General features: G+C 72.4%; 29 protein-coding genes and 1 riboswitch. Of the genes, 11 read left to right on the top strand and 18 right to left on the bottom strand.

The window, feature by feature from the left end; all coding sequences use genetic code 11:
- Positions 1 to 18: 18 nt before the first annotated feature.
- The 3 genes from kdpA to O7602_RS25940 all read right to left on the bottom strand — a co-directional run bounded on the left by kdpA (position 19) and on the right by O7602_RS25940 (position 2,355).
- Positions 19 to 1,674, bottom strand: coding sequence for a potassium-transporting ATPase subunit KdpA (gene kdpA, locus O7602_RS25930; protein ID WP_281585222.1), 1,656 nt, complete (start codon positions 1,672 to 1,674; stop codon positions 19 to 21).
- A complete protein-coding gene (kdpF, locus tag O7602_RS25935; protein WP_018785775.1) occupies positions 1,674 to 1,763 on the bottom strand; it encodes a K(+)-transporting ATPase subunit F in 90 nt (29 codons plus the stop codon). The genes kdpA and kdpF overlap by 1 nt, the downstream gene beginning before the upstream one ends.
- A 373-nt stretch (positions 1,764 to 2,136) precedes the next feature.
- Entirely contained in the window at positions 2,137 to 2,355 is a 219-nt protein-coding gene (locus O7602_RS25940; RefSeq protein WP_281585223.1) for a hypothetical protein, read from the bottom strand.
- A gap of 179 nt (positions 2,356 to 2,534) precedes the next feature.
- On the opposite strand from O7602_RS25940, the gene O7602_RS25945 reads away from it, so the two are divergent.
- Together O7602_RS25945 and O7602_RS25950 are read left to right on the top strand one after the other, a co-directional pair.
- The gene (locus O7602_RS25945; protein ID WP_281585224.1) at positions 2,535 to 3,290 is read left to right on the top strand and encodes a methyltransferase domain-containing protein; all 756 of its coding nucleotides are present in this window, start codon (positions 2,535 to 2,537) and stop codon (positions 3,288 to 3,290) included.
- A 78-nt stretch (positions 3,291 to 3,368) separates the two neighbouring features.
- Entirely contained in the window at positions 3,369 to 3,794 is a 426-nt protein-coding gene (locus O7602_RS25950; protein ID WP_281585225.1) for an ATP-binding protein, read from the top strand.
- A gap of 3 nt (positions 3,795 to 3,797) precedes the next feature.
- Here O7602_RS25950 and O7602_RS25955 read toward each other — a convergent pair whose 3' ends face one another.
- Positions 3,798 to 4,775, bottom strand: coding sequence for an aldo/keto reductase (locus O7602_RS25955; RefSeq protein ID WP_281590528.1), 978 nt, complete (start codon positions 4,773 to 4,775; stop codon positions 3,798 to 3,800).
- A 45-nt stretch (positions 4,776 to 4,820) separates the two neighbouring features.
- The gene (locus tag O7602_RS25960; protein WP_281585226.1) at positions 4,821 to 5,702 is read right to left on the bottom strand and encodes a DUF3152 domain-containing protein; all 882 of its coding nucleotides are present in this window, start codon (positions 5,700 to 5,702) and stop codon (positions 4,821 to 4,823) included.
- Positions 5,703 to 5,818: 116 nt separating this feature from the next.
- Here O7602_RS25960 and O7602_RS25965 point away from each other — a divergent pair, with 116 nt between their 5' ends.
- Positions 5,819 to 7,069: a DUF2786 domain-containing protein gene (locus tag O7602_RS25965; RefSeq protein ID WP_281585227.1), complete on the top strand. Its 1,251-nt coding sequence runs from the start codon at positions 5,819 to 5,821 to the stop codon at positions 7,067 to 7,069.
- A 74-nt stretch (positions 7,070 to 7,143) separates the two neighbouring features.
- On the opposite strand, the gene O7602_RS25970 is transcribed toward O7602_RS25965, so the two are convergent.
- Positions 7,144 to 7,344: a hypothetical protein gene (locus tag O7602_RS25970; protein ID WP_281585228.1), complete on the bottom strand. Its 201-nt coding sequence runs from the start codon at positions 7,342 to 7,344 to the stop codon at positions 7,144 to 7,146.
- A gap of 251 nt (positions 7,345 to 7,595) precedes the next feature.
- On the opposite strand from O7602_RS25970, the gene O7602_RS25975 reads away from it, so the two are divergent.
- The 3 genes from O7602_RS25975 (at position 7,596) to O7602_RS25985 (ending at position 9,537) form a co-directional block, all read left to right on the top strand.
- Complete coding sequence (locus O7602_RS25975) at positions 7,596 to 7,820, top strand: GntR family transcriptional regulator (RefSeq protein ID WP_281585229.1); 225 nt, start codon at positions 7,596 to 7,598, stop codon at positions 7,818 to 7,820.
- Positions 7,821 to 7,927: 107 nt separating this feature from the next.
- Complete coding sequence (locus O7602_RS25980) at positions 7,928 to 8,296, top strand: YciI family protein (protein WP_281585230.1); 369 nt, start codon at positions 7,928 to 7,930, stop codon at positions 8,294 to 8,296.
- On the top strand, positions 8,293 to 9,537 hold the full coding sequence (locus O7602_RS25985) for a sigma-70 family RNA polymerase sigma factor (protein WP_281585231.1): 1,245 nt from the start codon (positions 8,293 to 8,295) through the stop codon (positions 9,535 to 9,537). Before O7602_RS25980 ends, O7602_RS25985 begins: the two co-directional genes overlap by 4 nt.
- 86 nt (positions 9,538 to 9,623) lie before the next feature.
- Here the strand turns inward: O7602_RS25985 and O7602_RS25990 are convergent, their stop codons facing one another.
- The 8 genes from O7602_RS25990 to O7602_RS26025 form a co-directional block, all read right to left on the bottom strand.
- Positions 9,624 to 10,058 carry a hypothetical protein gene (locus O7602_RS25990; protein ID WP_281590529.1) on the bottom strand — a complete coding sequence of 145 codons (435 nt, stop codon included), beginning with the start codon at positions 10,056 to 10,058 and terminating at the stop codon, positions 9,624 to 9,626.
- 5 nt (positions 10,059 to 10,063) lie between these two features.
- On the bottom strand, positions 10,064 to 10,588 hold the full coding sequence (locus O7602_RS25995; RefSeq protein ID WP_281585232.1) for an EndoU domain-containing protein: 525 nt from the start codon (positions 10,586 to 10,588) through the stop codon (positions 10,064 to 10,066).
- A gap of 6 nt (positions 10,589 to 10,594) precedes the next feature.
- Positions 10,595 to 11,089, bottom strand: a complete 495-nt coding sequence (locus O7602_RS26000; protein ID WP_281585233.1) for a hypothetical protein — start codon at positions 11,087 to 11,089, stop codon at positions 10,595 to 10,597.
- Between the two features lie 2 nt (positions 11,090 to 11,091).
- Positions 11,092 to 11,415, bottom strand: a complete 324-nt coding sequence (locus tag O7602_RS26005) for a hypothetical protein (RefSeq protein WP_281585234.1) — start codon at positions 11,413 to 11,415, stop codon at positions 11,092 to 11,094.
- Positions 11,415 to 11,840, bottom strand: coding sequence for a YbaB/EbfC family nucleoid-associated protein (locus O7602_RS26010; RefSeq protein WP_281585235.1), 426 nt, complete (start codon positions 11,838 to 11,840; stop codon positions 11,415 to 11,417). Before O7602_RS26010 ends, O7602_RS26005 begins: the two co-directional genes overlap by 1 nt.
- A gap of 147 nt (positions 11,841 to 11,987) precedes the next feature.
- On the bottom strand, positions 11,988 to 12,161 hold the full coding sequence (locus O7602_RS26015; RefSeq protein WP_281585236.1) for a CsbD family protein: 174 nt from the start codon (positions 12,159 to 12,161) through the stop codon (positions 11,988 to 11,990).
- Between the two features lie 69 nt (positions 12,162 to 12,230).
- Positions 12,231 to 14,483 carry a heavy metal translocating P-type ATPase gene (locus O7602_RS26020; protein ID WP_281585237.1) on the bottom strand — a complete coding sequence of 751 codons (2,253 nt, stop codon included), beginning with the start codon at positions 14,481 to 14,483 and terminating at the stop codon, positions 12,231 to 12,233.
- A gap of 35 nt (positions 14,484 to 14,518) precedes the next feature.
- The gene (locus O7602_RS26025; protein WP_281585238.1) at positions 14,519 to 14,725 is read right to left on the bottom strand and encodes a heavy-metal-associated domain-containing protein; all 207 of its coding nucleotides are present in this window, start codon (positions 14,723 to 14,725) and stop codon (positions 14,519 to 14,521) included.
- A gap of 79 nt (positions 14,726 to 14,804) precedes the next feature.
- On the opposite strand from O7602_RS26025, the gene O7602_RS26030 reads away from it, so the two are divergent.
- The 3 genes from O7602_RS26030 (at position 14,805) to O7602_RS26040 (ending at position 17,725) form a co-directional block, all read left to right on the top strand.
- Complete coding sequence (locus O7602_RS26030; protein ID WP_281585239.1) at positions 14,805 to 15,104, top strand: metal-sensitive transcriptional regulator; 300 nt, start codon at positions 14,805 to 14,807, stop codon at positions 15,102 to 15,104.
- Positions 15,105 to 15,111: 7 nt separating this feature from the next.
- Complete coding sequence (locus O7602_RS26035) at positions 15,112 to 16,410, top strand: YibE/F family protein (protein ID WP_281585240.1); 1,299 nt, start codon at positions 15,112 to 15,114, stop codon at positions 16,408 to 16,410.
- 154 nt (positions 16,411 to 16,564) lie between these two features.
- Positions 16,565 to 16,696: riboswitch (cyclic di-AMP (ydaO/yuaA leader) on the top strand.
- A gap of 3 nt (positions 16,697 to 16,699) precedes the next feature.
- Positions 16,700 to 17,725, top strand: a complete 1,026-nt coding sequence (locus tag O7602_RS26040; protein WP_281585241.1) for a hypothetical protein — start codon at positions 16,700 to 16,702, stop codon at positions 17,723 to 17,725.
- Positions 17,726 to 17,787: 62 nt separating this feature from the next.
- Here O7602_RS26040 and O7602_RS26045 read toward each other — a convergent pair whose 3' ends face one another.
- A complete protein-coding gene (locus O7602_RS26045) occupies positions 17,788 to 18,441 on the bottom strand; it encodes a carbonic anhydrase (RefSeq protein WP_281585242.1) in 654 nt (217 codons plus the stop codon).
- Positions 18,442 to 18,613: 172 nt separating this feature from the next.
- Here O7602_RS26045 and O7602_RS26050 point away from each other — a divergent pair, with 172 nt between their 5' ends.
- Together O7602_RS26050 and mycP are read left to right on the top strand one after the other, a co-directional pair.
- Positions 18,614 to 18,952, top strand: coding sequence for a helix-turn-helix domain-containing protein (locus O7602_RS26050; protein ID WP_281585243.1), 339 nt, complete (start codon positions 18,614 to 18,616; stop codon positions 18,950 to 18,952).
- 58 nt (positions 18,953 to 19,010) lie between these two features.
- On the top strand, positions 19,011 to 20,237 hold the full coding sequence (mycP, locus tag O7602_RS26055) for a type VII secretion-associated serine protease mycosin (RefSeq protein ID WP_281585244.1): 1,227 nt from the start codon (positions 19,011 to 19,013) through the stop codon (positions 20,235 to 20,237).
- A gap of 103 nt (positions 20,238 to 20,340) precedes the next feature.
- Here the strand turns inward: mycP and O7602_RS26060 are convergent, their stop codons facing one another.
- From O7602_RS26060 to eccCa, 3 genes are all read right to left on the bottom strand, one after another.
- Positions 20,341 to 20,622 carry a WXG100 family type VII secretion target gene (locus tag O7602_RS26060; RefSeq protein ID WP_091062555.1) on the bottom strand — a complete coding sequence of 94 codons (282 nt, stop codon included), beginning with the start codon at positions 20,620 to 20,622 and terminating at the stop codon, positions 20,341 to 20,343.
- Positions 20,623 to 20,650: 28 nt separating this feature from the next.
- Positions 20,651 to 20,959: a WXG100 family type VII secretion target gene (locus tag O7602_RS26065; RefSeq protein WP_281585245.1), complete on the bottom strand. Its 309-nt coding sequence runs from the start codon at positions 20,957 to 20,959 to the stop codon at positions 20,651 to 20,653.
- Positions 20,960 to 21,163: 204 nt separating this feature from the next.
- Complete coding sequence (gene eccCa / locus O7602_RS26070) at positions 21,164 to 25,126, bottom strand: type VII secretion protein EccCa (RefSeq protein WP_281585246.1); 3,963 nt, start codon at positions 25,124 to 25,126, stop codon at positions 21,164 to 21,166.
- Positions 25,127 to 25,164: the final 38 nt, after the last annotated feature.

The raw sequence follows: 25,164 nt of genomic DNA on the forward strand, positions 1-25,164 counted from the left end.
CCTTGTCTCTCATGGTGGTCACAGCCCTTCGGCCAGCGGGCCGAGCGCGAGCGCGGGCAGGAAGGTGAGCGCGACGAGGATCACCGTGACGCCGACGACCATGCCGACGAAGAGCGGCCGGTGGGTGGGCAGGGTGCCCTCGGACGCGGGCGTGGGCTGCTGGCGGGCCAGCGAGCCGGCCAGCGCCAGCGCGAAGATGATGGGCAGGAACCGGCCGAGCAGCATGCAGAGGCCCAGCGCGGTGTTCCACCAGGGTGTGCTCACGGTGATGCCGGCGAACGCCGAGCCGTTGTTGTTGCTCGCCGAGGTGAAGGCGTAGAGCACCTCCGACATCGCATGCGGGCCGACGTTGAGCGCGGTCGAGTTGTTGCCGGTGGCGAACGCGGCGGCCGAGCCGGCGAGCACAAGCGCCGGGGTGATCAGGAAGTACGCCGAGGCGAACTTGATCTCGCGCGAGCCGATCTTCTTGCCCAGGTACTCCGGTGTGCGGCCGACCATCAGGCCGGCGACGAAGACCGTGATCACCGCGAGGATCAGCAGGCCGTACAGGCCGGCCCCGACACCGCCGGGGGCGACCTCGCCGAGCATCATGTTGACCATCGGCATCATCCCGCCCAGCGCGGTGTACGAGTCGTGGAACGAGTTGACCGCGCCGGTCGAGGTGAGCGTGGTGGCCGCCGCGAAAGTGGCCGAGTTCGACACGTCGAACCGCACCTCCTTGCCCTCCAGCGCCGCGCCCACCGCCTGCGGCACCGTGCCACCACCGGTCAGCTCGAAGACGTTGGTCAGGGCGATGCTGGCGAGCGCGAGGATCGCCATCACGGCGGCGATCGCGTAGCCCTGCCGGTTCTGCCCGACCATCCGGCCGAAGACCCGGGGCAGGCTGAACGGGATCACCAGGAGCAGGAAGACCTCCAGCCAGTTCGTCCACGCGGTGGGGTTCTCGAACGGGTGGGCGCTGTTGACGTTGTAGAAGCCGCCGCCGTTCGTGCCCAGCTCCTTGATCACCTCCTGGCTGGCCACCGGCCCGCCGGTGATCGTCTGACCGCCGCCGGTCAGCGAGGTCACGTCGGTGCCGCCGGAGAGGTTCTGCACCACCCCGCCGAGCATCAACACGACCGCGCCGAGCACCGCGAACGGCAGCAGGATCCGCAGCGTGATCCGGGTCAGGTCGACCCAGAAGTTGCCCAGTTCGCCGGTACGGCTGCGGGCGAATCCCCGCACCAGCGCCACCGCGACGGCGATGCCCACCGCGGCGGAGACGAAGTTCTGCACCGCCAGGCCGGCCATCTGCACCAGGTGGCCCATGGTCGACTCACCCGAGTACCACTGCCAGTTGGTGTTGGTCACGAACGACACCGCGGTGTTCCACGCGCCGTGTGACGCCACCGGGTCGAGGCCCAGCGAGAGCCACAGGTGGTCCTGCAGGCGCTGGAACGCGTACAGGAACAGGATCGAGACGGCCGAGAAGGCCAGCAGGCTGCGGGCGTACACGCCCCAGGTCTGCTCGACGGCCGGGTCGACCCCGACCAGGCGGTAGATTCCCCGCTCGACGCGGGCGGACCGGGTGCCGGAGACCACCCGGTACATGTGGTCGCCGAACGGCCGGTGGACGGCCACCAGCGCCACCACCAGCGACAGCACGAAGAGCACCCCGGCTGCGGTGGTGCTCATCAGAAGCGCTCCGGGAACAGCAGGGCGGCGACCAGGAACACGCCCAGTCCGATCGCCAGCACCAGGCCGACGGCGTTGACGGCGCTCACAGCTTCTCCACACCCCGCACCACGAGGGCGAGTGCCGCGAACAGCCCCACCGTCAGCAACACGAACAGCACGTCAGACACGGCTGACCACTCCTTGCGAGTTGTCCGCGCGACCGTCTTTCGGTCGCCGGGCAATCACAACGCCGGGTCGGCCCGACGGACAGGGGTCATGACGCGACCATCACGCCGGACGGCGGATTCTTGACGCGCCTTTCACGCCGGACGGCCGGAGCGGCACAAATCGGGCAGGGCGAAACGTCGGTGCGGTTCAGACGGCGCGGAACGCAGGACTCCGACCGGAGGCCGGGGGAGGTCGCCGAGTCACTCGTCGACCGTGCGGTGGACGGCGGCCGGAGCCGGCCGCCGTACCGCTTTCAGCGTGGCATCTCCCGCCAGCCGGTGCCGCTCGACCGCCAGGCCCCGGCGAGGATGCTCGCTGAGCCGCGGCTCGGGCACTGCTGGATCTTCGACCGACCGGCGGCGCCGCCGATCTGGGCCTGAACCTGCCAGCGCTGCCCGTCGGTGCAGATGTAGACGTCGCGACGCCCGCGCGGGATGCTGACGCCGTTCCACCAGTGTTCCTCGACGACCATCCCGTGACCGTACCGCAGGTGACCCGGTCCGGCCCAGACCTGGAAATCCCATCGACCGTCGCCGGCGCGCGGGTTAGCGTCCCGACAACCGTCACTCCGAGACCGCGAAGAGGGTGTTTTGGTGCCCGTGCCGACCGCGCCGAACCGGATCGACCTGCCCACGACCCTCTGCCATCGGAGTGACCACATTGGACCTGCCACGTAACTTCACCATCCGCGAGGGCGACCTCCGCATCCTCAACCCGTTCGACGAGGTCAAGCTGGCCACGCTGGGCCGGGCGATCAAGCTCGCGCCCGGCGCCGAACTGCTGGACCTGTGCAGCGGCAAGGGCGAACTGCTCTGCACCTGGGCCCGGGACCACGGAATCACCGGCACCGGGGTCGACATCAGCACCATGTTCACCGCCGCCGCCCGGGACCGCGCCGCCGAACTGGGCGTCGGCGACCGGGTCCGGTTCGTGCACGGTGACGCCGCCGCGTACGTTCCGGAGCGGCCGGTCGACGTGGCCGCCTGCGTCGGCGCGACCTGGATCGGCGACGGTGTCCCCGGCACCCTGGAGTTGCTCGGCCGCGCGCTGCGGCGCGACGGCATGGCGCTCGTCGGCGAGCCGTACTGGCGGCGGGACCCGCCGGACGCCGAGGCCGTGACCGGTTCGCACGCCCGCTCCCGGGACGACTTCCACGACCTGCCCGGCCTGGTCCGGCTCTTCGGCGAGTGCGGCTGGGACCTGGTCGAGATGGTCCTCGCCGATCAGGACAGCTGGGACCGGTACGCCGCCGCGCACTGGCTGAACCTGCGCCGCTGGCTGGACGCCAACCCGGACGACGAGCTGGCCCCGGAGCTTCGGCGGGAACTGACCGAGGATCCGCTCAGTTACGTCCGTTTCCAGCGTGAATATCTGGGTTGGGGGGTGTTCGCGCTACTGCGTCGCTGATGCGCTGCCCGACCGGCCGGCTCCGTGGAGGCCGGCCGGTCGGGCTTAGCGGACGGCTACGCAGGGTAAAGGAAGATCATGGGACAGTTGCGCACGTCGCCGCCACCGCCGCAGGCCACCCAGCTGGAGCGGTGGGTGCTCGACACCCCCGAGGAGCTTCGCGACGTACGGGCCTCGCTGCGCGACGCGTTGAACCGGCACGGGCTCGTGCAGGGCGAGGGCCTGGACGAGGTGCCGCACATGGTCCTGCTCGTCGCCACCGAGTTGGCCAGCAACGCGCTCCGGCACGGACGGCCGCCCACCATCGTCACGCTGCTGGCCACCGACGACCGCTTCCTGCTCGACGTCGCCGACCACGACGTCAGCTCGGTGCCGGAGCTGTCCGACATCAGCCCGCTGGACTCGGGCGGACGCGGGCTGTTCCTGGCCCAGTCGATCTCGCTCGACGTCGGCTGGTACGCCTCCGACAGCACCAAGCACATCTGGGCCGCGTTCTCCCGGTAGGGCTCAGAAACCGGACACCGGGTGCGGCACGTACGGCGCCTCCAGCTCCGCCACCTCGGCGTCGGTCAGCTCCAGCTCCAGCGCGGCCACCGCGTCGGTCAGGTGATGCGGCTTCGTCGCGCCCACGATCGGCGCGGTGACCGCCGGGTTGCGGGCCACCCAGGCCAACGCCACCTGGGCGCGCGACACCCCACGCTGCTCGGCCACCCGGCCCACCGCCTCGATCACCGCCCGGTCGTGCTCCTCGGTACGCGCGTAGAGCTTGCGGCCGAACTCGTCGGTCTCCGCCCGCGCGGTCGACTCCCCCGGGTCACGGGTCAGCAGGCCGCGGGCCAGCGGGCTCCACGGGATCACCGCGATCCCCTCGTCGCGGCAGAGCGGCAGCATCTCCCGCTCCTCCTCGCGGTAGAGCAGGTTGTAGTGGTTCTGCATGGAGACGAAACGGGTCCAGCCGTGCCGCTCGGCGGCCCAGAGCGCCTTGGCGAACTGCCACGCGTACATCGACGAGGCGCCCAGGTAACGGACCTTGCCGGCCCGGACCAGGTCGTGCAGCGCCTCAAGCGTCTCCTCGATCGGGGTGACCGGGTCGAGGCGGTGGATCTGGTAGAGATCGACGTAGTCGGTGCCGAGCCGCCGCAGGCTCGCGTCGATCTCGCTCATGATGTGCTTACGGGACAGCCCGCCCCGGTTCGGCCCCGGCCCCATCCGGCCGTGCACCTTGGTCGCGATCACCACGTCGTCGCGGTCGGCGAAGTCCTTCAGCGCCCGGCCGACGATCTCCTCGCTGGTGCCGTCGGAGTAGACGTTCGCCGTGTCGAAGAAGTTCACCCCCAGCTCCAGCGCCTGCCGGATGAAGGGTCGGGCGGCGTCCTCCGGCAGTGACCAGGGGTGGGTGCCCCGACCCGGCTCGCCGTAGCTCATGCAACCCAGGCAGAGCCGGGACACCTCCAGGCCGGTGGAACCGAACGTCACGTAATCCATGCCGTCCATCTCACCACCGGCCGGCGGCGCGCGCAGTCCGGTGGGTCAGTGGTCCCCGGCCGGGATCGGGTCGTCGTACTGGCCGGACGGCCCGGCCAGCGGCTCACCGCCCACGAGCGGCCACGCGTTCGCCGCGCAGCCGTGCAGGCCGAGTGTCTGCTGCACCATCACCGGCGCCGGGCCGCCGGCCCGGGGGCAGCGCTCGTGGCCCCGGCCCAACCGGTGGCCCACCTCATGGTTGAGCAGATACTGCCGGTAGAGGCCGAGGTCGGGCACGTGCGGCACCCCGTACACCCAGCGGGCCACGTTGACCACCACCTGGTCGCCGTTGCGGCAGGAGGTGTAGCGGTCGGTCCGGTCGCCGCAGAGATCGCCACGGGTGACCGGGGTGGTCAGCAGCACCGTGAAGTCGGCCGGCCCGCCCCGGCCCACCCGTTGCAGCCGCCACCGGCCGTCGCCGGTCCAGCCGCGCGGGTCGGCGAGCGTCGCCGCGACCTCGCGGGCGAAGCGTTCGACGTCCACGTTGCGGATGCCGTCCTCGACCGCGACCCGGTAACGCAGCAGCTCGCCGGAGCGCCCGGCCACCGCGCCGACCGTGTCGGCGGTGCGGAAGTCGCCGCCGCCCCGCAGCGGGTAGGTGATGCCCGGCGGCACCCTTCCGGCCGCCGGGACCGGCGGCGGGGCGCTCCTCGTCGGCCGCGCGGTCACCGGAGACGGGCGCGCGTCCGGCACCGCCGCCGGCACGGTCCGCTCCACCCCGACCGCGGCCAGCAGCTCCGGGTGCCGCCGCACGGCGTACCCCCCGCCGGCCGTGAGGCCGGTCACGACGACGACCGCGGCCAGGGCGCGGACGCCGGCCCGCGACCTCCGTCGCCGCCGGTGCACACCCCGGTCCTGCCCGCCCACGTCGCTCTCCGTCCGTCGCACCGCCCGCGCTCCGCAGGAGAGTACGGAAGAGCGGGCCGCACGGTTGAACGGGCGGGCCGGGTACGGTCGCTGTCGGGGTGGGCGACCGGCCGCCTGTCGGATCCAGGGAGCCACCCGTGTCATCAGCCGAGCCGCTGCTCGCCGACGCCCTCGCGGCGGCGCGCGGCACCGACGTACGCGCCGCCGAGCGTACCCTCGACGCCCTGGTGGTGGCCGACGGCGCGGCGGTGGACACGGCCCTGCTCACCCGGCTGTCCCGGGCCGTGGGCCGGCTCTGGCCGCGCGGCTGGCAGCCGGTCGACCTGGACCGGCTGGCCACCCGCCGGCTCAGCCCACGCGGCGCCCGGCTGCTGCGCGACGCGCTGGCCGCCCAGCGACGCGGGTTACCCGCACCGGTCCCGGCCTGGTTCGACGAGCAGCTCACCGAGCTGGGCGCGCGCTGGGACGCCGACGCGGGCTGGCTGGACCGCCGCGCCGACGGCGACCGGATCACCGCGCTGCGTGACGCGGTCGACGCGCTCGTCCTGGTCGAAGGGCTGCCGCCGATCGCGCTGCTCCGGCCGCCGCCGGGCGCGGTCGCCGTCCCGCTCGCCGCCGCGCCGGCCACCGGCTCCCGGATGCTCGATCGGGTACGCGCGTTGCTGGCCAAGGCCGAGTCGAGCGGCTACCCGGCCGAGGCGGAGGCGTTCACCGCCAAGGCGCAGGAGCTGATGGCCCGGCACAGCATCGACGCGGCGCTGCTCGATGCCACGGCCGAGCGGCCGGACCAACCGGGTGGGATGCGCCTCGGCACCGACGCCCCGTACGCCGCGGCGAAGGCGCTGCTGATCCAGGAGGTGGCGGCGGCGAACCGGTGCGAGTCGGTCTGGTCCGACGACCTGGGCTTCGCCACCGTGCTCGGTTTCCCGGCCGACCTGGCTGCGGTCGACCTGCTGCACACGTCGCTGCTGGTGCAGGCCACCGCCGCGATGCTGCGCGGGCGGAGCGGACGCGGCGCAGGCAGCGGGCGGAGCGGACGCGGCACGGACAGCGATCGGAGCGGACGCGGCATGCGCAGCGGGCGGCGCACCAAGGGCTACGACGAGTCGTTCCTGAATGCGTTCGCGCTGCGGATCGGGGAGCGGTTGCGGGCCGCAAGCGTCGCCGCGACCGAGGAGCGGGACGACGAGCGGCTGCTGCCGGTGCTCGCGAGCCGTTCGGACGCCGTCCGGAGCCGCGCCGACCAGCTCTTTCCCGGCACCACCCGGCACCGGCTCCAGGTGCGCGACAGCGAGGGGTGGTCCTCCGGCACCACCGCCGCCGACCGCGCCTCACTAGACGCCAACCGCCCCGCCCCCCGCCCCGTGCACGGCCGCCCGCCCCGTTGATCATGAAGTTCACGGCGTACGCTGTCCGTTTTGTCGCCGCCTAGTTCATGATCGACGCCGGATGAACACGTCGGTCATCGCTTCTGCAGGCTGATCGAGGCGTAGTGTGCGAACCGCTCCACCGCCCAATCGAGTTGGGCGCAGGTGTGCCGATCCTTGCACTGCAGGCAGCCCCTCCATGGGCGATCAGAGGGCACCCAGTGAACTTCGATGATGCGATGCGCTTCGAAGACTTCCCGTGCCTCCGAGACCGCACCCGGCTCGTCGATCGGCATGACCAGCCCTCCCCGAACAGTCACGAGTAGGCCGCCGTAGGGGGCAGAGTCCATGCGTCGTGCTCCCCCACGGCGGAACGACCGGAAACCTCGGATTGCTGAAGTCCAGGAGTGTCCGACCGCTGTCTCACTGTATCCACAGTCTCACTGTAGTCAAGTTCTCACTGTCTCCACTTTGTCGGATTGCCCGCTTGTCCTGAGCCGGTCCGGGCTGGAAACATGATCGCCGCTGAAGTCCAGGAGAGCCGATCATGCCGACGCGACCACCGCACTACCGGCGCGTAGCCGATGACATCGAGGCCAAGATTCGTTCTGGCGACTATGCACCGGGCCAACAACTGCCATCGGTTTCCGAGATCGGCGAGTTGTACAACATCGCCCGTTCTACGGCCTACCGCGCCGTGAAGGAACTGCACGCCCGGAACCTGATTTACGGGCAGCAGGGGCAAGGCGTCTTCGTAGCCGAGCCCGAGTAGGTTCCCACCCCTCCAGAAACCGCAACGCGACCTGTCGGATCGGGCCGGTCGGCTCCGACCCGTCTGCGAGGCGCCACCGACGGTGGCCCGAACCCGAGGAGTGGACCATGAAGTACATGCTGCTGATCTGGAACCGGCCCGGCTTCGTCGAGGAGCTGTCCGAGGCAGAGCGCAACGCGATCTTCGGCGAGGTCGACGAGATCATGAAGGAGCTGACCGAGTCCGGCGAGCTGGTCGGCGGGGAGGCGCTGGCCCACCCGTCGCAGACGCGGACGGTGCGGGCCACGGCCGGCGGCACCGAGATCACCGACGGGCCGTTCGTGGAGAGCAAGGAGCAGTTCGCCGGCTACCTGACGGTCGACTGCGAGACCCCGGAGCGGGCCGCCGAGATCGCCGCGAGCTGGCCGGACGTAAGGCACGGCTTCGGCGTGCTTGAGGTGCGCGCGGTGATGGAGCAGGCCGGGACGGAGATGTGACCTCCCGGGCGGTCGAGGACCTGCTGCGGACGCTCGCACCGCAGGTCCTCGGCGTGCTCGTGCGCCGGCACGGCCAGTTCTACGCCTGCGAGGACGCCGTCCAGGAGGCGCTGCTCGCCGCCGCCACCCAGTGGCCGGCGCAGGGCGTGCCGGACCATCCCCGCGCCTGGCTGGTCACCGTGGCCACCCGCCGACTCACCGACGAGTGGCGCAGCGAGCACGCCCGGCGGGAACGCGAGGTCGCGGTGGGCGTCCGGCAGCCGGCGTACGCGACGGTCGCCCCGCCGGCCGACGAGGAACCGCCGAGCCGGGACGACACGCTTAAGCTGCTCTTCCTATGCTGCCATCCGGCGCTGCCGGCCGGCGCCCAGGTGGCGCTCACCCTGCGGGCGGTGGGCGGGTTGAGCACCGCCGAGATCGCCCGGGCGCACCTGGTGCCGGAGGCCACCATGAGCCAGCGGATCCGCCGGGCCAAGCAGCGGATCGAGGCGGCCGGGGCGCGCTTCACGCTGCCCTCGGCGGCCGACCGGGACGAGCGGCTGGGCGCGGTGCTACGGGTGCTCTATCTGATCTTCAACGAGGGTTACACCGCGTCGAGCGGGGACGAGCTGCACCGGGCCGAGCTGACCGGGGAGGCGATCCGGCTGGCCCGGGAACTGCGCCGATCGCTGCCGGACCACGGCGAGGTGGCCGGGCTGCTGGCTCTGATGCTGCTCACCGACGCGCACCGGGCGGCGCGTACCGGCCCGGACGGAGAGCTGGTGCCCCTGGCGGAGCAGGACCGAACCCGCTGGGACCGGGCCGCCGTGGCGGAGGGGATCGCGCTTGTGACGGAGGCGCTGACCTGGTCCGCGCCCGGCCCGTACCAGGTGCAGGCGGCCATCGCCGCGGTGCACGCGGAGGCTCCCACCGCCGCGACGACGGACTGGCCGCAGATCGTCGCGCTCTACCGGGTGCTGGCCCGGCTCGCACCCAATCCGATGGTCACACTCAACCAGGCGGTCGCGCTGGCCATGGTGGACGGACCCCGCGCCGGTCTGGCCCTGCTCGCGCCGCTGGACGCCGACGACCGGACCGCCGGCCACCACCGGCTGGCCGCCGTCCGCGCGCACCTGCTCGAACTCGCCGGCGAGCGGGCGGACGCCCGGGCCGCGTACCTGGCCGCCGCCCGCGCCACCACCAGCCTGCCCGAGCGGCGTTACCTGGAGGTACGCGCCGCCCGCCTCGCCGTCGACCCCTGAGCCGCGCAAGATCCACACCAGGTCGGCGAAGTGGCGCTTTCACCACGCCGGGATGCCGCCACCTCGCCGAGCTGGTGCCGGCCAGGTCAGAACAGCCGCCCCCGGTCCGGGTGCGGCCGACCCCACTTCTCCTCCCAGCGCAGGAGCGCCGCCTCCCAGTGCGCGAGGTCCGGACGGAACTCTCGGACGAGGTTCGGGTTGCCGGGACTGTTGCGAAGAAACACCCAGTATTGCTCCAGCGCGTCCCGGAATTCAGCCAGCGAGTAGCTGCCCTGCTCGCTTTCGACCCACTGGTTGCTGATGGAGACACCCTCGGGTTCGAAGGTCACCTCGTAGTTCTCGCTGCTCCACTCTTCGAACGGCGGCCGGCCCTGCGACACGTCGCTCAGCATGGCCAGCGCATCGAGGCAGACCAGGGCATGGGTGGAAATGTCGGTGGTGAGCCATGAGCCCAACGCGTCGAGACGCTTGTCGTCGGCCTGGAAGACCGGCAGTCCGAACTGGTCGTAGTCGAGTCGCATGGAGCTCACGGATGGCCACCTCCTGTTGCCGGTAGGACAGGCCAACCGTGGGTGAACCCGCCGGACGAATTGTAGAAGCCCTCGATCGTTACGCCTTTGTAGGTCCCGCGCCACTTGTTCGGACCGGTCTGCACGGCGTTCTGGAACGCACCGGGAACGGCGTTGTCCACCTGCGCCGGCGTCCAATGGTCCGGGAAGAAGGTGCTGAGGCCCCCGTTACCCGCTTTCGCCTTCCACCTGCCGTTCGGTGGGTCGAGCGTGGCGTCGAAGAATTCAGGCTCGGCGCTGTAGACGCCGGTACGGGAGTCCCGCTCGATCGTGCCCGGCTTGATCCGCCGGTCGGGGAAGTCCTGGCCGCCGGGCCGGTAGTGGTAGCCCGATCCCTTGGGCATACCCGGTTTGACGTGCCCGCCGAACACGTGCTCGGTGAAGTGCGGGTTCATCCGGCCGGGCCGGCTCCGGGTCTTGGTGCGTTTGAGAAACCGCAGCGCGGCTCGCATCAGCCTGCCGCCGGCCTTGCCGCCGCTCATGTCAGCTCACCCGTCGACGAGTTTCCAGAGGACTTCCTGGACGAGGTTGCCGACGATCGTGCGGGTCAACTGCTGGAAGACCGGGATCTCCAGCAGCGAGGCGCCGAAGGTGACCGCCGCGGTGGCGATGGCCTGGGCGATCTCGATGGCCAGGATGACCAGTTGCACGATGACGGCGACCTTGAGGGCGAGCACGATCGCCGCGCAGATGATCAGGCCGGTGCCGGTGAGCACCGCGGCCGTCACCCCGTCGCGGAGGCTGTCGGCGGGGCTGTCCTCCCGGTTCCACCAGGTCTGGAACGCGGTGATGTCCTGGCCGGTGTGCTGCGTCCAGACCGCCGCCGCCCCGGTGTTCGCCTCGGCGACCACGCCGGAGAGGGTGCCGGAGAACCGGATCCAGGCGTTGCCCATCTCGAAGAGCTTGACCTCGTCCGCCTCCGGCCAGGTGTAGCCCAGGACGCCGAGCAGCGACCGCAGCTCGCCGGGCAGCTCCAAGCCCATCGTCAGCCTCCCAGTGACCGGCGCAGACCGTCGAAGCCCTGCGTGATCCTGGCTTCGACCTCGGCGTAACGCGCGGCCATGTCACCGAGATCGATGCCGGCTGCGGAGATCTCGTCGAGCGCGGTGTCGAAGCATTCGAAGGCGAACGCGGAGACCTCGTCGTGCGCGGCCCCGATCAGCGAGCCGATGTCGTCGGAGCCCCAGGGGCGACCGAATCCGGCCAGCTCGGCCCGGAACGCGGTGAGCGCCTGACCGAACCGGGTCGCCGCACCGCCCAGCGCCTGCCCGGATGCGCCGAGCGCGTCGGGGTCGACCTCGACCGGCATCAGCGACCGTCCCGCTTGGAGAGCCGGTCCTGCGCCTCGACGAGCGCGTCGGTGAACGCGTTGAACTGGCGGCCGGCGTCCTCCTGGATCCGGCGTAGCTGCTCGCCCAGGGAGCCCAGGTCAACCTGGCCGGGGACGGCGGCGGTGGCCTGTTCCTGGAGGTCGGTGAGCGCGGCGTTGACCGCCGCCTCGATCTCCTCGGCCAGGGTTTCGCTCGGCATGCGCATGACCCGTGGATCCAGGGCCACGGCGGTGAGCCGGCCGGGCAGGCCGGCGGTGACCCGGATCAGGCCGTCGGCGGCCTCACCGACGCCTTCCGGTGGCGCGGGCGGCGCACCGGCGTCGGCGGCGTTGTGCCGCTGCAACGCGGCCATGGTCTCGGACAGGACCCGGCCGAGGCCGGACGGGTCGGCGGGTTGGGCCATCGCACAGCTCCTGCCGGAATCGAGGTCGCTTCGCATCTTATGCACCGAACGCGAGCCGGGGTGGCCCCGGGTGAGCGACCGTGGATGGTCCTGGACAGCACGCCGGGCCGGCCCGAAGGCCGGCCCGGTGGTGGTGCGAGGCGTACGTCAGCTCTTGAAGGCGTCCTTGATCTTCTCGCCGGCCTGCTTGAGCTTGGCGCCGGCCTGGTCGTTGCGGCCCTCGGCCTCGAGGCGCTCGTTGTCGGTGACCCGGCCGACGCCCTCCTTGACCTTGCCCGCGGTGTCCTGGGACGTGTTGTCGATCTTGTCGTCGAGACCCATGGGAACCTCCAACTCAGCAGTTGCGTGACGACAACTGATTACCCCGACGGCCGCCGGCCCAATCCAACGTCACCCGATCGGGCGGAACCGCCGCAGCCGCAGGCTGTTCGCCACCACGAAGACCGATGAGAAGGCCATCGCCGCACCCGCCAGCATCGGGTTGAGCAGCCCGGCGGCGGCCAGCGGCAGCGCCGCCACGTTGTAGGCGAACGCCCAGAACAGATTGCCCTTGATGATCGCGAGCGTGCGCCGGGAGAGCCGGATGGCGTCCGCCGCGGCCCGCAGGTCGCCCCGGACGAGGGTCAGGTCGGCGGCCTCGATCGCCACGTCGGTGCCGGTGCCCATGGCCAGGCCGAGGTCGGCCCGGGCCAGCGCGGCGGCGTCGTTGATCCCGTCGCCGACCATGGCCACCACCCGACCCTCGCGCTGGAGCCGCTCGACCACCGCCACCTTGTCGGCGGGCAGCACCTCCGCGATCACCTCGTCGATGCCCACCTCGGCGGCCACGGTGGCGGCCACGGTGGCGTTGTCGCCGGTGAGCAGCACCGGGGTGAGCCCCAGACCGCGCAGCCGGTCGACCGCCGCCCGGCTGGTCGGTTTCACCGCGTCGGCCACCGCGAGCACCCCGCGGGCCCGCCCGTCCCAGCCGGCCAGGACCGCCGTGCGGCCGGCGGCCTCCGCGCCGGTCGCGGCCCGCGACACCTCCTCGGGTACGTCGAGACCGCGCTCCCGCAGCAGTCGGTTCCGCCCGACCACCACGCTCCGCCCGTCGACGGTGCCGGTCACCCCGAGCCCTTCGACGTTGGCGAAGTCGACCGCGACCGACGGTCCGGCCTGGGCCGCCGCCTCGGCGACCGCCCGGGCGATCGGGTGCTCCGAGGCCGCCTCCAGCGCGCCGGCCAGCCGGAGCAGCTCGGCGGCGTCCTCGCCGGTGGCGGGCCGCACCTCGGCCAGCGCCATCCGGCCGGTGGTGACGGTGCCGGTCTTGTCCAGCACCACGGTGTCGACCCGCCGGGTGGACTCCAGCACCTCCGGCCCCTTGATCAGCACGCCGAGCTGCGCGCCGCGCCCGGTGCCGACCAGCAGCGCGGTCGGGGTGGCCAGGCCGAGCGCGCACGGACAGGCGATGATCAGGACGGCCACGGCGGCGGTGAACGCGGCGGTCGGCCCGGCGCCGGTGGCGAGCCACCAGCCGAGCGTGCCGGCGGCCAGGGCGATCACGATCGGCACGAAGACGCCGGAGATCCGGTCGGCGAGCCGCTGCACCGCGGCCTTGCCGGTCTGGGCCTGCTCCACCAGCCGGGCCATCTGGGCGAGCTGGGTGTCCCCGCCGATCCGGGTGGCCCGAACGACGAGCCGGCCGCCCGCGTTGATCGTGGCGCCGACCACCGTGTCGCCGGGGCCCACCTCGACCGGTACCGACTCACCGGTGAGCATGCTGGCGTCGACCGCCGAGGTGCCCTCCTCGACCACGCCGTCGGTGGCGATCTTCTCCCCGGGGCGCACCACGAACCGGTCGCCGACCACGAGCTGGTCGACCGGGAGCCGGACCTCCTGCCCGCCGCGTCGTACCGCCACGTCCTTGGCGCCCAGTTGGAGCAGGGCCCGCAGGGCGGAGCCGGCGGTGCGCTTGGCGCGGGCCTCGAAGTATCGACCGGCCAGGATGAAGACGGTCACCCCGGCGGCGGCCTCCAGATAGATGTTGCCGGCGCCGTCGCTCCGGGTGATGTCGAACCGGAACGGGTGGGTCATCCCCGGCATGCCGGCGTCGCCGAGGAAGAGCGCCCAGAGCGACCACCCGAACGCGGCGAGCGTGCCGAGCGAGACCAGGGTGTCCATGGTCGCCGCGCCGTGCCGCAGGTTGACGAGCGCGGCCCGGTGGAACGGCAGCCCACCCCAGACCACCACCGGCGCGGCAAGCGTCAGCGAGAGCCACTGCCAGTAGTCGAACTGCCAGGCCGGGACCATGGCCAGCACGATCACCGGCAGGGTCAGCACGGCGGAGACCCACAGTCGGGTACGCGGGCCGCGCAGCTCGTCCGCCGGCTCACCGGCCACGGTCTCGCGAGCCGGCGCGGGCGGCGGCGGCACCACGGCCGTGTAACCGGTCTTCTCCACGGTCGCGATCAGGTCGGCCGGGGCGACCTCGTCGGCGTACCGGACGGTGGCCTTCTCGGTGGCGTAGTTCACCGTGGCCTCGACGCCGTCCATCCGGTTGAGCTTCTTCTCGATCCGGGCGGCGCAGGACGCGCAGGTCATCCCGCCGATGGCGAGTTCGATCTGGTTCGGCGCGGTGGGCAGCGCCTTTCCCGTGGCGGTCATCGGTGCCTCCTCGGTTGCGCGGGTCCGTGGACCCGTCAGGCCCCGGCGAGGTCGTAGCCGGCCTCGTCCACGGCGGCGCGTACGGCGTCCGCGTCAAGCGGGCTCTGACTGGTGACGGTGACCCGGCCGGTGGCCAGGTCCACCTGGACGTCGGTGACGCCCGGCAGCGCGGTCAGCTCGGCGCTCACCGCGTTGACGCAGTGGCCGCAGGTCATGCCGTTGACCTGGTAGGTGGTGTCCATCTCGCCCTCCGATCCGATACCCCCCAGGGGTAGGAGTCGAACGTTAGCATACCCCCGAGGGGTACGCTATCCTCGGCGCATGACCACGCCGCCCACCCCGACCCGGGGCTACACCGCCAGCAAGGACCAGCTCCTCGCCCGGCTCCGGCGCGTCGAGGGCCAGGTCCGGGGCGTCGAGAAGATGGTCGAGGACGACCGCTACTGCATCGACGTGCTGACCCAGATCTCGGCCGTCCAGGCCGCGCTGGACAAGGTCGCCCTGGGCCTGCTCGACGGCCACGCCCGGCACTGCATGCACGAGGGCGCCGCCGAGGGCCGGGCCGACGAGATGGCGACCGAGATGATGGCTGCCGTGGGCCGTCTCATGAAGCGCGGCTGACGGGCCCGTGGGCGCCGACCACGGCCGTACCGTCCCCGCGCCGCCGCGCGTACGCCGAATCCTCGTCGCGACCGTGGTGCCGCTGTTCGTGCTCACCGTGGTCGCGGCGCTGGCGCTGTGGCCCCGGCACGGACCGGAGCCGACGGGCGGCGCGAACGTGCCGCGTCACCACGGCACGGTGACCCGGGTGGTGACCGAGCCCTGCCCGCCGACCCCGGAGGAGCCGGCGGGCGCCGCCGGGCGGTGCGGCACCGTGACCGTCGCCGCGGAACAGGGCCCGGACGCCGGCCGGGAGGTCGAGACGCCGATCCCCGCCGGGCCGGGCGCGCCCCGGGTCGAGGTCGGTGACGAGGTGATCCTGGTCGAGCTGACCGACCCGGCCGATCCGGCGGCGACGACCTACCACATCGCCGAGCACCAGCGCGGCACGCCGCTGGTGTGGCTGGTGGCGCTCTTCGCCGCCGCGATCGTGGCGTTCGGCAGGTGGCGCGGGCTGGCCGCGCTGGGTGGCCTGGTGGCGAGCTTCGCCATCCTGCTCGGCTTCGTGCTGCCCGGGATCGGCGCCGGCCGGTCCCCGCTGCCGGTGGCGATCGTCGGCGCCGCCCTGATCATGTTCGTGGTGCTCTACCTGACGCACGGGATCAGCGCGCAGACGTCGGTGGCGGTGCTCGGCACGCTCGGCAGCCTGGTGGTCACCGGGGCGCTCGGCACGCTCGCCACGGCCGCCACCCACCTGACCGGCTTCGGCAGCGAGGACGCCACCACGCTGTCGATGTTCCAGGGCGACGTCGACCTGCACGGGCTGCTGCTGGCCGGCATCATCATCGGCTCACTCGGCGTGCTCGACGACGTCACGGTCACCCAGGCGGCAACCGTCACCGAGTTGGCGCGCGCCAACCCGGGGCTGTCCCGGCGGGCGCTCTACCGGGCGGCCACCCGGGTCGGCCGGGCGCACATCGCGTCCACGGTCAACACCATCGTGCTGGCCTACGCGGGCGCCTCACTGCCGCTGCTGCTCCTGCTGGTCGCCGACTCCCGCCCGGTGAACGAGATCCTCACCAGTGAGTTCCTGGCCCAGGAGATCGTCCGAAGCGCGGTGGCCACCATCGGCCTGATCGCCGCCGTACCTCTGACCACCGCCCTCGCCGCGGTCGTCACCACCGCCGGGCGGCGCGGGCCGGACGACGACCCGGCGCCGCCCGCCCCGCGGTCGCCGCGGGAGCGGGACGAGGCGCTTGAGGCGCTCGGCGGGGCGCCCGCCGAACGTTGGCCCGGCGACCCGAGGAGTACGCAGGCCGCATGGTGACACTCCGCAGCGTGACGGCCGGAATCAAACGCGATGCTGGTCACGCTGGGCAATGTCGAATTCTCGCGATTGGTCGGCTTCCGGACGTAGATCCCCGGTCGGGGTGTCGGGTAACCTCGCTGCCGGTCACCGCCGAAGGCACGCACCGGTGCCTGCGGTACCGCCGCCCAATCGCCTCCGGGCGAGCCGGGGAACCAGGTACATGGGGTGAATCCGCGCGAGCGGTAGGGGCCACTTCCGTCCCGAACCCGTCAGCTAACCCGGTCGGCGGCCGACGGAAGGGAACACTGTGACGGCACCCCTGCGCCGCTGGCTCACACCCGTGGTGGCCGTGCTCGCCTCGTGCGCCGTGCTGGCCGGGCCGACCCCGGCGACAGCCGCCCCGCACGCCGCCGCGCCCAGCCCCTCCGGGCACGCGGAGGACGACGACCCGCCGCTCATCACCGAGGCGATCGACTCCGCCAACCGGGCGTACCTCCAGGCCAAGACGAAGCTGACCACCTCGCAGAAACGCCAGAAGCTGCTGGCCGCCGAGGTGAGCGCGGCGGAGGCCGAGTTGGAGGCGCTCAGCCCGCAGGTCAACCAGATCGCGGCACAGTCCTATCGGACCGGTCGGATGGGCGCGATGGCGATGCTGCTGGAGAGCGACTCGCCCGACTCGTTCGTCAGGCGTGCCAACGCTCTGGACGAACTCAACCTCTTCAACGCGCAACGGCTCACCGCCATCAACGCCGCCAAGAACCGCGCCGCCCAGGCCAAGCTGGCCATCGACGCCGAGGTGCGCGAGCAGGAGAAGCAGACGAACGCGATGGCCCGGGAGCGGACCGAGGCGCAGAAGGCGCTGAAGCTCGTCGGCGGGCTGGGCTTCACCGGTGGTCTGGTCTCGGCCACGTCGCCGGTCGCCAAGGTCGGCCCCGGCCGCACCGCCGACGGCGGGTGGAAGTCGGAGTCGTGCAGCGAGAACGACCCGACCACCTCCGGCTGCGTCACGCCGCGCACGCTGCACGCCTACAAGGAGGTCAAGCGGGCCGGCTTCAACCGTTTCGTGGGCTGTTACCGCCCCGGCGGGCCGTGGGAGCACCCCAAGGGCAAGGCCTGCGACTGGTCGCTGCAGAAGAGTGGCTTCTCGCCGTGGCACAACAACGACACCCGCAGGTACGGCAACGAGGTGGCCGCGTTCCTCATCCGCAACGCCGACCGGCTGGGCATCTACTACGTGATCTGGAACCGGCAGATCTGGTTCCCGGCGACCGGTTGGAGTTCCTACAGCGGGCCGTCCAACCACACCGACCACGTGCACATGTCGCTGCTCTGACGCCACACACACGCGCGCGAAGGGGCCGCCCGCGGGCGGCCCCTTCCGTCTGTCCGGTGCGGTCAGCCGGCGAGCGCCGGATCCGCCGGCGCGGCCGGCGCGGGCAGCGGAGCCGGTGACTGCGCCACCGTCCGCACCTCGCCGCCGCTGAGCCGGTAGGACATGCCGACCACCGCGCACGCCCCGCCCGCCACCCGCCCGGCGAGGACCGTCGACCGGGCCAGCAGGGCCTCCACGGTCTGCGCGATGTGGACGTCGATGATGCCGTCGAGATCCTCGACCCCCTGCCGGGCGGCCCGGAGCAGGCTGGGCGAGACGGCGTCCACCACCGCGCCGAGGTGTCCGGCCGGGGCGGCGCCGGTGCGGACCGCCTCCCGGGCCGCCTGAACCGCGCCGCACGAGTCGTGACCGAGCACCACCACGAGCGGCGTGCCGAGCACGGTGACCGCGTACTCCACGCTGCCGAGCACCTCGGGACCGGCGGTGTGCCCGGCGGTGCGTACCACGAAGAGGTCGCCGAGCCCACGGTCGAAGATGATCTCGGCGGCGAGTCGGGAGTCGGAGCAGCCGACGACCACCGCGAACGGGTGCTGGCCGTCGGCGACCGCGGCCCGGCGCCCGGCGTCCTGGTTCGGGTGCTGGGGCACACCGGTGACGAACCGGTGATTACCGGCCCGCAGTTCGGCGATCGCCTCGTCAGGAGTGTTCAGGCTCATTGCTGCTCACCTCGTGTTCGCGCGGAACGACCGGGCCGGCCGGCGGTGTCGGCCTCGCGACCCACCGTCACACGCGGCCGGAAGGCACGTCAAGATTTCGTGATACGCGTTTCATACGTCGCCGTCCCGGCCCGCACCGCGGCCGGAGCGCCCGAGCCGGGAAAGCCATACCATGACCACCATGGCGACCACACCAGGCGAGGACGGGAGCCGCCGGAACTGGACCTTCCTCACCAACCACGGGCACGTGCTGCTGGTCATCGCGCGCAACCCCACCGCACGACTGCGGGACGTGGCCGCCGAGGTGGGCGTCACCGAGCGCGCGGCCCAAGCCATCGTCGCCGACCTGGAGGCCGGCGGTTACCTCCGCCGCACCCGGGTGGGCCGGCGCAACGAATACACGATCAACCCGACCGGCCGCTTCCGGCACCCGGCCGAGGCCGACCAGCAGGTGGGTGCGCTGCTCGACCTATTCGCCGCCGAACCGGCCCGGGACACCACCGAGCGGTGACCCCCGCCGGGCGCATGCCGTGCCCGCGTACGCCCGGCCGCGACGGTAATCTCACCGCGTGCGCGACAGCTTGCGGCCCGGCTGCCCACCCGCCCGGCACCGGACCAGGTCCGTCCTCTCCGGAGCCGCGGTGGCGGCGCTGCTCGGTGGCGCGCTCGCGGTGCCCACGCCCGCCGTGGCGGCGCCGAAGTGCGGGCCCACCGGCGGTCCAGCCCCCACCGAGGTGCCGTGGGCGCTGAGCCGGCTCGATCCGGCGGCGGCCTGGCGGGTCGGCAAGGGGCGGGGCGTCACGGTCGCCGTCATCGACTCCGGCGTCTCGCCGAGCCACCCGTTGCTTCGCGGCCGGGTGCTGCCCGGCGAGGACTTCAACCAGTTGGTCCACCTGCGCGGCCAGTGCGACCTGGTCGGCCACGGCACCATGGTGGCCGGCATCATCGCCGGTCGCGAGGGCAGCGGATCGCCGTACACCGGCATCGCGCCGGAGGCCCGCATCCTGCCGCTTCGGGTCCTGGCGGAGAACAAGGAGAACTTCGACCCCGACGTGCCGGGCGAGATCGGGCGGGCGATCAGCTGGGCGGTCGACCACGACGCCGATGTGATCAACCTGTCCCTGGTCACGCTCGACGAGCCCGCGCTGAAGTCGGCGGTCGACGGGGCCCTCCGCAAGGGCGTGGTGATAGTCGCCTCCGCCGGCAACCGGCAGGAGAACCGGGAGGACCGGCCGGCCTACCCGGCGGCGTACCCGGGGGTCATCGCCGTCGCCGGGATCGACGAGCAGGGCGGCCACGTCGGCAGCTCGGTCAGCGCGGACTACGTGGACATCGCCGGCCCCGGCCTGAACATCGTCGGACCCGCCCCGCAGGGGTCCGGCTACCGGGCCGAACCGCAGGGCGGGACGAGCTTCGCCACCGCGTACGTCTCCGGCGCCGCCGCGCTGGTGCGCGCCGCGCACCCGGACATCAGTCCGGAGGAGGTGGCCTACCGGCTCACCCGCACCGCCGACAACCCGCCCGACGGGCACAACGCCCAGGTCGGCTACGGGATGGTAAACCCCTACCGGGCGGTGACGAGCCTGCTGGGCACCCGGAACGACGCGCCGCTGGGCGCGATGCCGCCACCCGCGCCGCACGCCGACCCGCTGGCCTGGCAACGCACCGTGGCGATCTGGGTCGCGGTCGTCGGCGCGCTGCTCGCAGGCGTCCTGCTGACGCTGAAGCCGATCCTGGTACGCGGCCGGCGGCGCGGCTGGCGGCCCGGCCGGCGCGACCTGCCACGGAACGCCTGACCGGGGCGGTTCCCCGGCGCCGCCCGCCGGCCGGCGCCGCACGGAAGCACAGCGGCTCCGCCCGACACGAGCCGGAGCGGAGCCGCGACGGACCGGTCGAGGGTCAGTTGCCCCAGACCTTGGAGTTGCTCATCTCCGTGGTCATGTAGTTTTCGCGGGCGATGCCCACCGCGCCGCCGATCTCGTTGAGGACCTTGTTGATGTCCCGCACGGCGGCGTCCCACTGGGCCTGGTGCTGCTGGTAGGCGACCCGGTCCTGGCCCTCCCACTCGAGCTTGGTCAGCATGGCCCGCAGCGTGTCCAGCTTCTCGTCGATGGTCCGCGAGATGGCCTGCATCTGCTGGTTGCTGCTTTCGAGGACAGCGTAGTCAACCTTGATGCTCATCGATTCCTCCTCTGCCTGTCTTCGCGGATCACGGGTTGAGCGCAGCGTGGAACTTGTCCAGCATCTGCTGCTGCTCTTCGTCGTTGACCTGGTGGGTCGTGCCGGACTTGTCGAGCAGGTCCGCGATGTTGTCCATCGCCGTGAGCAGCTTGCTCGTGTCCTCGGTCCAGCGGTTCATCAGGCTCTGGAAACCCGTGGACGCCTGGCCCTTCCAGGCCATGGCCAGGTCGTCGACCACGTTCCACAGCTTCTTGAGCTCACCGTCGACATCGCTGCGCGTGGACCGCACGTCACTCGCGGCGGTGTGCAGAGAGGCTGCACTGACCTCGAACGCCATGCTCACACCCTTCCGTCATTTGTGGCGGCGGTTCCGCCGCGCCCTCCCCCGCGGCAAGGCCAACACACCCCACCGACGGACACATCATCCGAACCGTAGCGGACGACGTCCAACCCGCGCAGCCCTGCCGTCTCATCGTCGAAAACCGACAGGCCAGCACCGACAAGGCGATCCGGCGCGGACCGTACGAGTTGGACGGTACGGTCAGGCCGGCTCCGTCCACGCGGTCTGGATCAGCTGCTGGCCGTCGCGGCGACGCACAAGCGTGCCCCGGCCCGGCGGCTGCGGGCTGGGCCGCAGATTGCCGAAGACCGCACCCTCCTCGCGGCTGCCGGACATCAGCAGACCCGGCGAGTCGAGCTCCCGCAGGCGTTGCAGCACCGGCTCGTAGAGCGCCCGGGCCACCCCGCCCACCCGGCGGGTGATGATCAGGTGCAGGCCGATGTCCCGCGCCTGCGGCAGCAGCTCGTGCAGCGCGCTGAGCGGATTGCTGCCGCCGGACGCGACCAGGTCGTAGTCGTCCACCAGGATGTAGAGCTCCGGCCCCTTCCACCAGCTCCGGTCACGCAGCTGCGCGGTGGTCACGTCCGGGCCGGGCAGCCGGTTCTGCAACGCGCTGCGGATCGAGCCGAGCCCCTGGCTGAACACCTGGTTGGACGGCGCGTAGTCGAGCAGGTGATCGCCCTCGACCGCGCCCAGCAGCCCGCGCCGGTAGTCGGCGATGACCAGCCGCGCCTGCGCCGGGGTGTACCGCTCGGCGATCCCCCGGGCGATCAGCCGCATCAGGTTGGTCTTGCCGCACTCGGCGTCGCCGAAGACGGTCAGGTGCGGCTCGCCCGCCAGGTCCAGGTAGACCGGCGCCAACGCCGCCTCGTTCACCCCGATCGGAACGCCCGGGGCGGCCCGGTCCACCACCGTGGCCAGCTCGCCGGCCGTGAGCCGGCGCGGCAGCAGCCGGACCTTCGGCGCCGGCGCACCCGGCCAGTTCGCCGCCACGTGCCCGGCCAGCGCGACCGACGCCTCGGTCAGGTCTTCGATGTCCCGCTTGCCGTCGATCCGCGACACCGCGGTCAGGAAGTGCAGCTTGTCGCGGGTCAGGCCCCGGCCCGGCGCGCCCACCGGCACGTTCTGCGCGGCCCGCCTGTCGATCTCCGACTCGGACGGGTCACCGAGCCGCAGCTCCAACTTGGTGCCGAGCAGGTCCCGCATGTTGATCCGGATCTCCGCCCAGCGCACCGCCGTGAGCACCACGTGCACGCCGAAACCCAGGCCCCGGTTGGCCAGGTTGGTGATGGTCTGCTCCAGCTCCTCGTACTCCTGGCGCAGCGTGTTCCACCCGTCCACCACCAGGAAGACGTCACCGAACGGGTCGTCGGCGAACTCCCCGGCCGCCCGCCGACGCCGGTAGCTGGCCACCGAGTCGATGCCGTGCTGGGTGAACCGGTTCTCCCGCTCGTCGATCACCGCGACCACCTCGGCCACGGTCCGCCGGACCGCCTCGACGTCCCGCCGGCCGGCGACCCCGGAGGTGTGCGGCAACCCGTCCAGGCTGCGCAACGCGCCGCCGCCGAAGTCGAGACAGAAGAACTGCACCTCGCGCGGCGTGTGGGTGAGTGCCAGCGCGGCAAGCATCGACCGCAGCATCGTGCTCTTGCCGCTCAGCGACGCGCCCACGATCACCACGTTGCCGCCCGCCCCGGCGAGGTCGACCATCATCGGGTCCCGGCGCTGCTCGTACGGCCGGTCCACGATGCCCACCGGCACCGCCAGCCGGCCCCGGCCCGGCCAGTCGGCCGTGGTCAGGCCGAACGTCGGGTGCACGCTCAGTTTCGGCAACAGCTCGGCCAGCCCGGACGGCTCGGCCAGCGGCGGCAGCCACACCTGGTGCGCCGGTCGGCCCCGACCCTTGAGCTGGCCGATCAGCACGTCGAGCATGGCCACCGCCTTGCCGTCGCCGCCCTGCTCCGGCTCCGGCGCGCTCTCCGCGGCCGGTGCCGCCGGCGCCGGCACGTAGTCGACGCCGTACGGGACGATCCGGCGCTGCACCTGCGCCCGGGTGGAACGCTGCACCTGCCCCGGCGCCCGGTAGGGGCCGGAGACGTAGGCGGCACGGAACCGCAGCATGGTGGCCGTGTCGGTCTTCAGGTAGCCGTGTCCCGGCGCGCTCGGCAGCTCGTACGCGTCCGGCACGCCGAGCACGATCCGGCTCTCCACCGCGGAGAAGGTCCGCAGGCCGATCCGGTAGGACAGGTGGGTGTCCAGGCCCCGCAGCTTCCCCTCCTCCAGGCGCTGCGAGGCGAGGAGCAGGTGCACGCCGAGCGACCGGCCGAGCCGGCCGATCATCACGAACAGGTCGATGAAGTCCGGTTTGGCGGCCAGCAGCTCGGAGAACTCGTCGCAGATGATGAGCAGGCTCGGCATCGGCTCCAGCGGCTCGCCGGCCGCCCGCGCCTTCTCGTAGTCGTAGCGGGAGACGTAGTTGCCGGCCGCCCGCAGCACCTCCTGCCGGCGGTTCATCTCCCCGGCCAGCGCGTCGCGCATGCGGTCGACGAGCGGCAGCTCGTCCGACAGGTTGGTGATCACCGCGCTGGTGTGCGGCAGCGCGTCGAGCGAGGCGAACGTCGCGCCGCCCTTGAAGTCGACCAGGACGAAGTTGAGCTCCTCCGAGGAGTGCGTCACGGCCAGCGCGCCGACCACCGTACGCAGCAGTTCGCTCTTGCCGGAGCCGGTCGCGCCGATGACCAGGCCGTGCGGTCCCATGCCCTCGTGCGCGGACTCCTTGAAGTCCAACTCGACCACGTTGCCGTCCGGCCCCAGGCCGAGCGGGATGCGCAGCCGCTCCCGGTGGCTGCGCGGACGCCAGGTCTGCCGGGTGTCCACGGTGGCCGCGTCACCGACGCCGAGCAGATCGGGCAGCTCCATGCTGCGGGCCAGCGGCTCGTCGGTGCTGGCGCCCTGCTGCTGGGAGAGCCGGAACGGCGCGACCTGCCGGGCCAACCCCTCCGCCGCGGTCAGGGTCAGCCGGTCCGGTCGGCCGAGCCGGGACGTGGTGGCGCCGCGCACCAGGTCGAGCCCGGTGCCGTCGCCGGTGTCCAGGCAGAGCAGCCAGCGCCCGGCGTCGCGCGGCACCGCGCCGGACAGGTCGAACACGGTCGTGCCGAGCAGACCCGGCCCGGTCAGCGCGCAGGTCGCCGAGACCTCGCCGCCGTCGAGCACGACCACCACGTGACCGGCGGTGGTGAGCGGCTTCGCCTCGGGCGTGAACCGCGGTCGACCGCCCAGCTCGTTGGCGAGCGCCGACTCCGCCTCGCGGAGGCTGGCGAAGACCATCCGGCGCGCGCCCGCCGCGTCCGTCCGCCCCGGGTGCTGGGCGTGCGGCAGCCACTTGACCCAGTCCCAGGCCGGCTGCCGGTCCGGCGCGGCCACCACGACCACCAGCAGGTCCTCCGGGGCGTGGAAGGTGACCAGCTGGCCCAGCGCGGCCCGGGTCAGGTCGAGCACCGGCTCCCGGTCGCCGCGCAGCGCGATCCGGCTGAACGCGCGCAGCGACAGCGCGGTGGGCAGATCGGGCACGCTGGTGTGGGCCCGGACGAAGCGGCGCAGCGCGATCGCGCTCATCGGCTCCAGGTCCTCCACCGGTTTGGTCTCCGGCGGCACGATCTCCACCGCCAGCCGCTGCGGGCCCAGCGCGATCCGCACCTCGCCGAAGTCGTCCTCGGTGACCCGCCGCTCCCACAGCCGGCGCGAGGCGGCGATCGACCAGAGCGCGTCCGGCTCCGGGTGCCGCCAGGTCATCGCGGCGCGCTGCTGCTCGGCCGCCCGCCGGGTGCGCTTGCGCATCTGCGCCAGGTAACGCATGTAGTCGCGCCGCTGGGCGTTCAGCTCGGCCTTGTCGTTGCCGCCGTTGCCGAGCGTGCCGAGCGCCATACCCAACATGGACACCCCGAACAGCCCGCCCGCCACGTACGTCATCATGCCGCCGCCCCGGCCGGCGTAGAGGAAGGCCATCGCGCCGACGCCGCAGAGCATCGGCAGGATCATCAGCACCTGGCCCATGCCCTTGGCCTGCGGCTCCGGCAACTCGGGTGGGGATTCCAGCAGCACCTCGCCGCGCGGCAGCGCCGGCCCCGGTTGACGCGGAAGTCGGCGGAACACCACCGTACTCACGGCTCTCCCCTCCCCAGAAGGTCTGCCACCGCCGGTGC

It is taken from the genome of Micromonospora sp. WMMD1128 (genome assembly GCF_027497235.1).
GTDB lineage: Bacteria > Actinomycetota > Actinomycetes > Mycobacteriales > Micromonosporaceae > Micromonospora.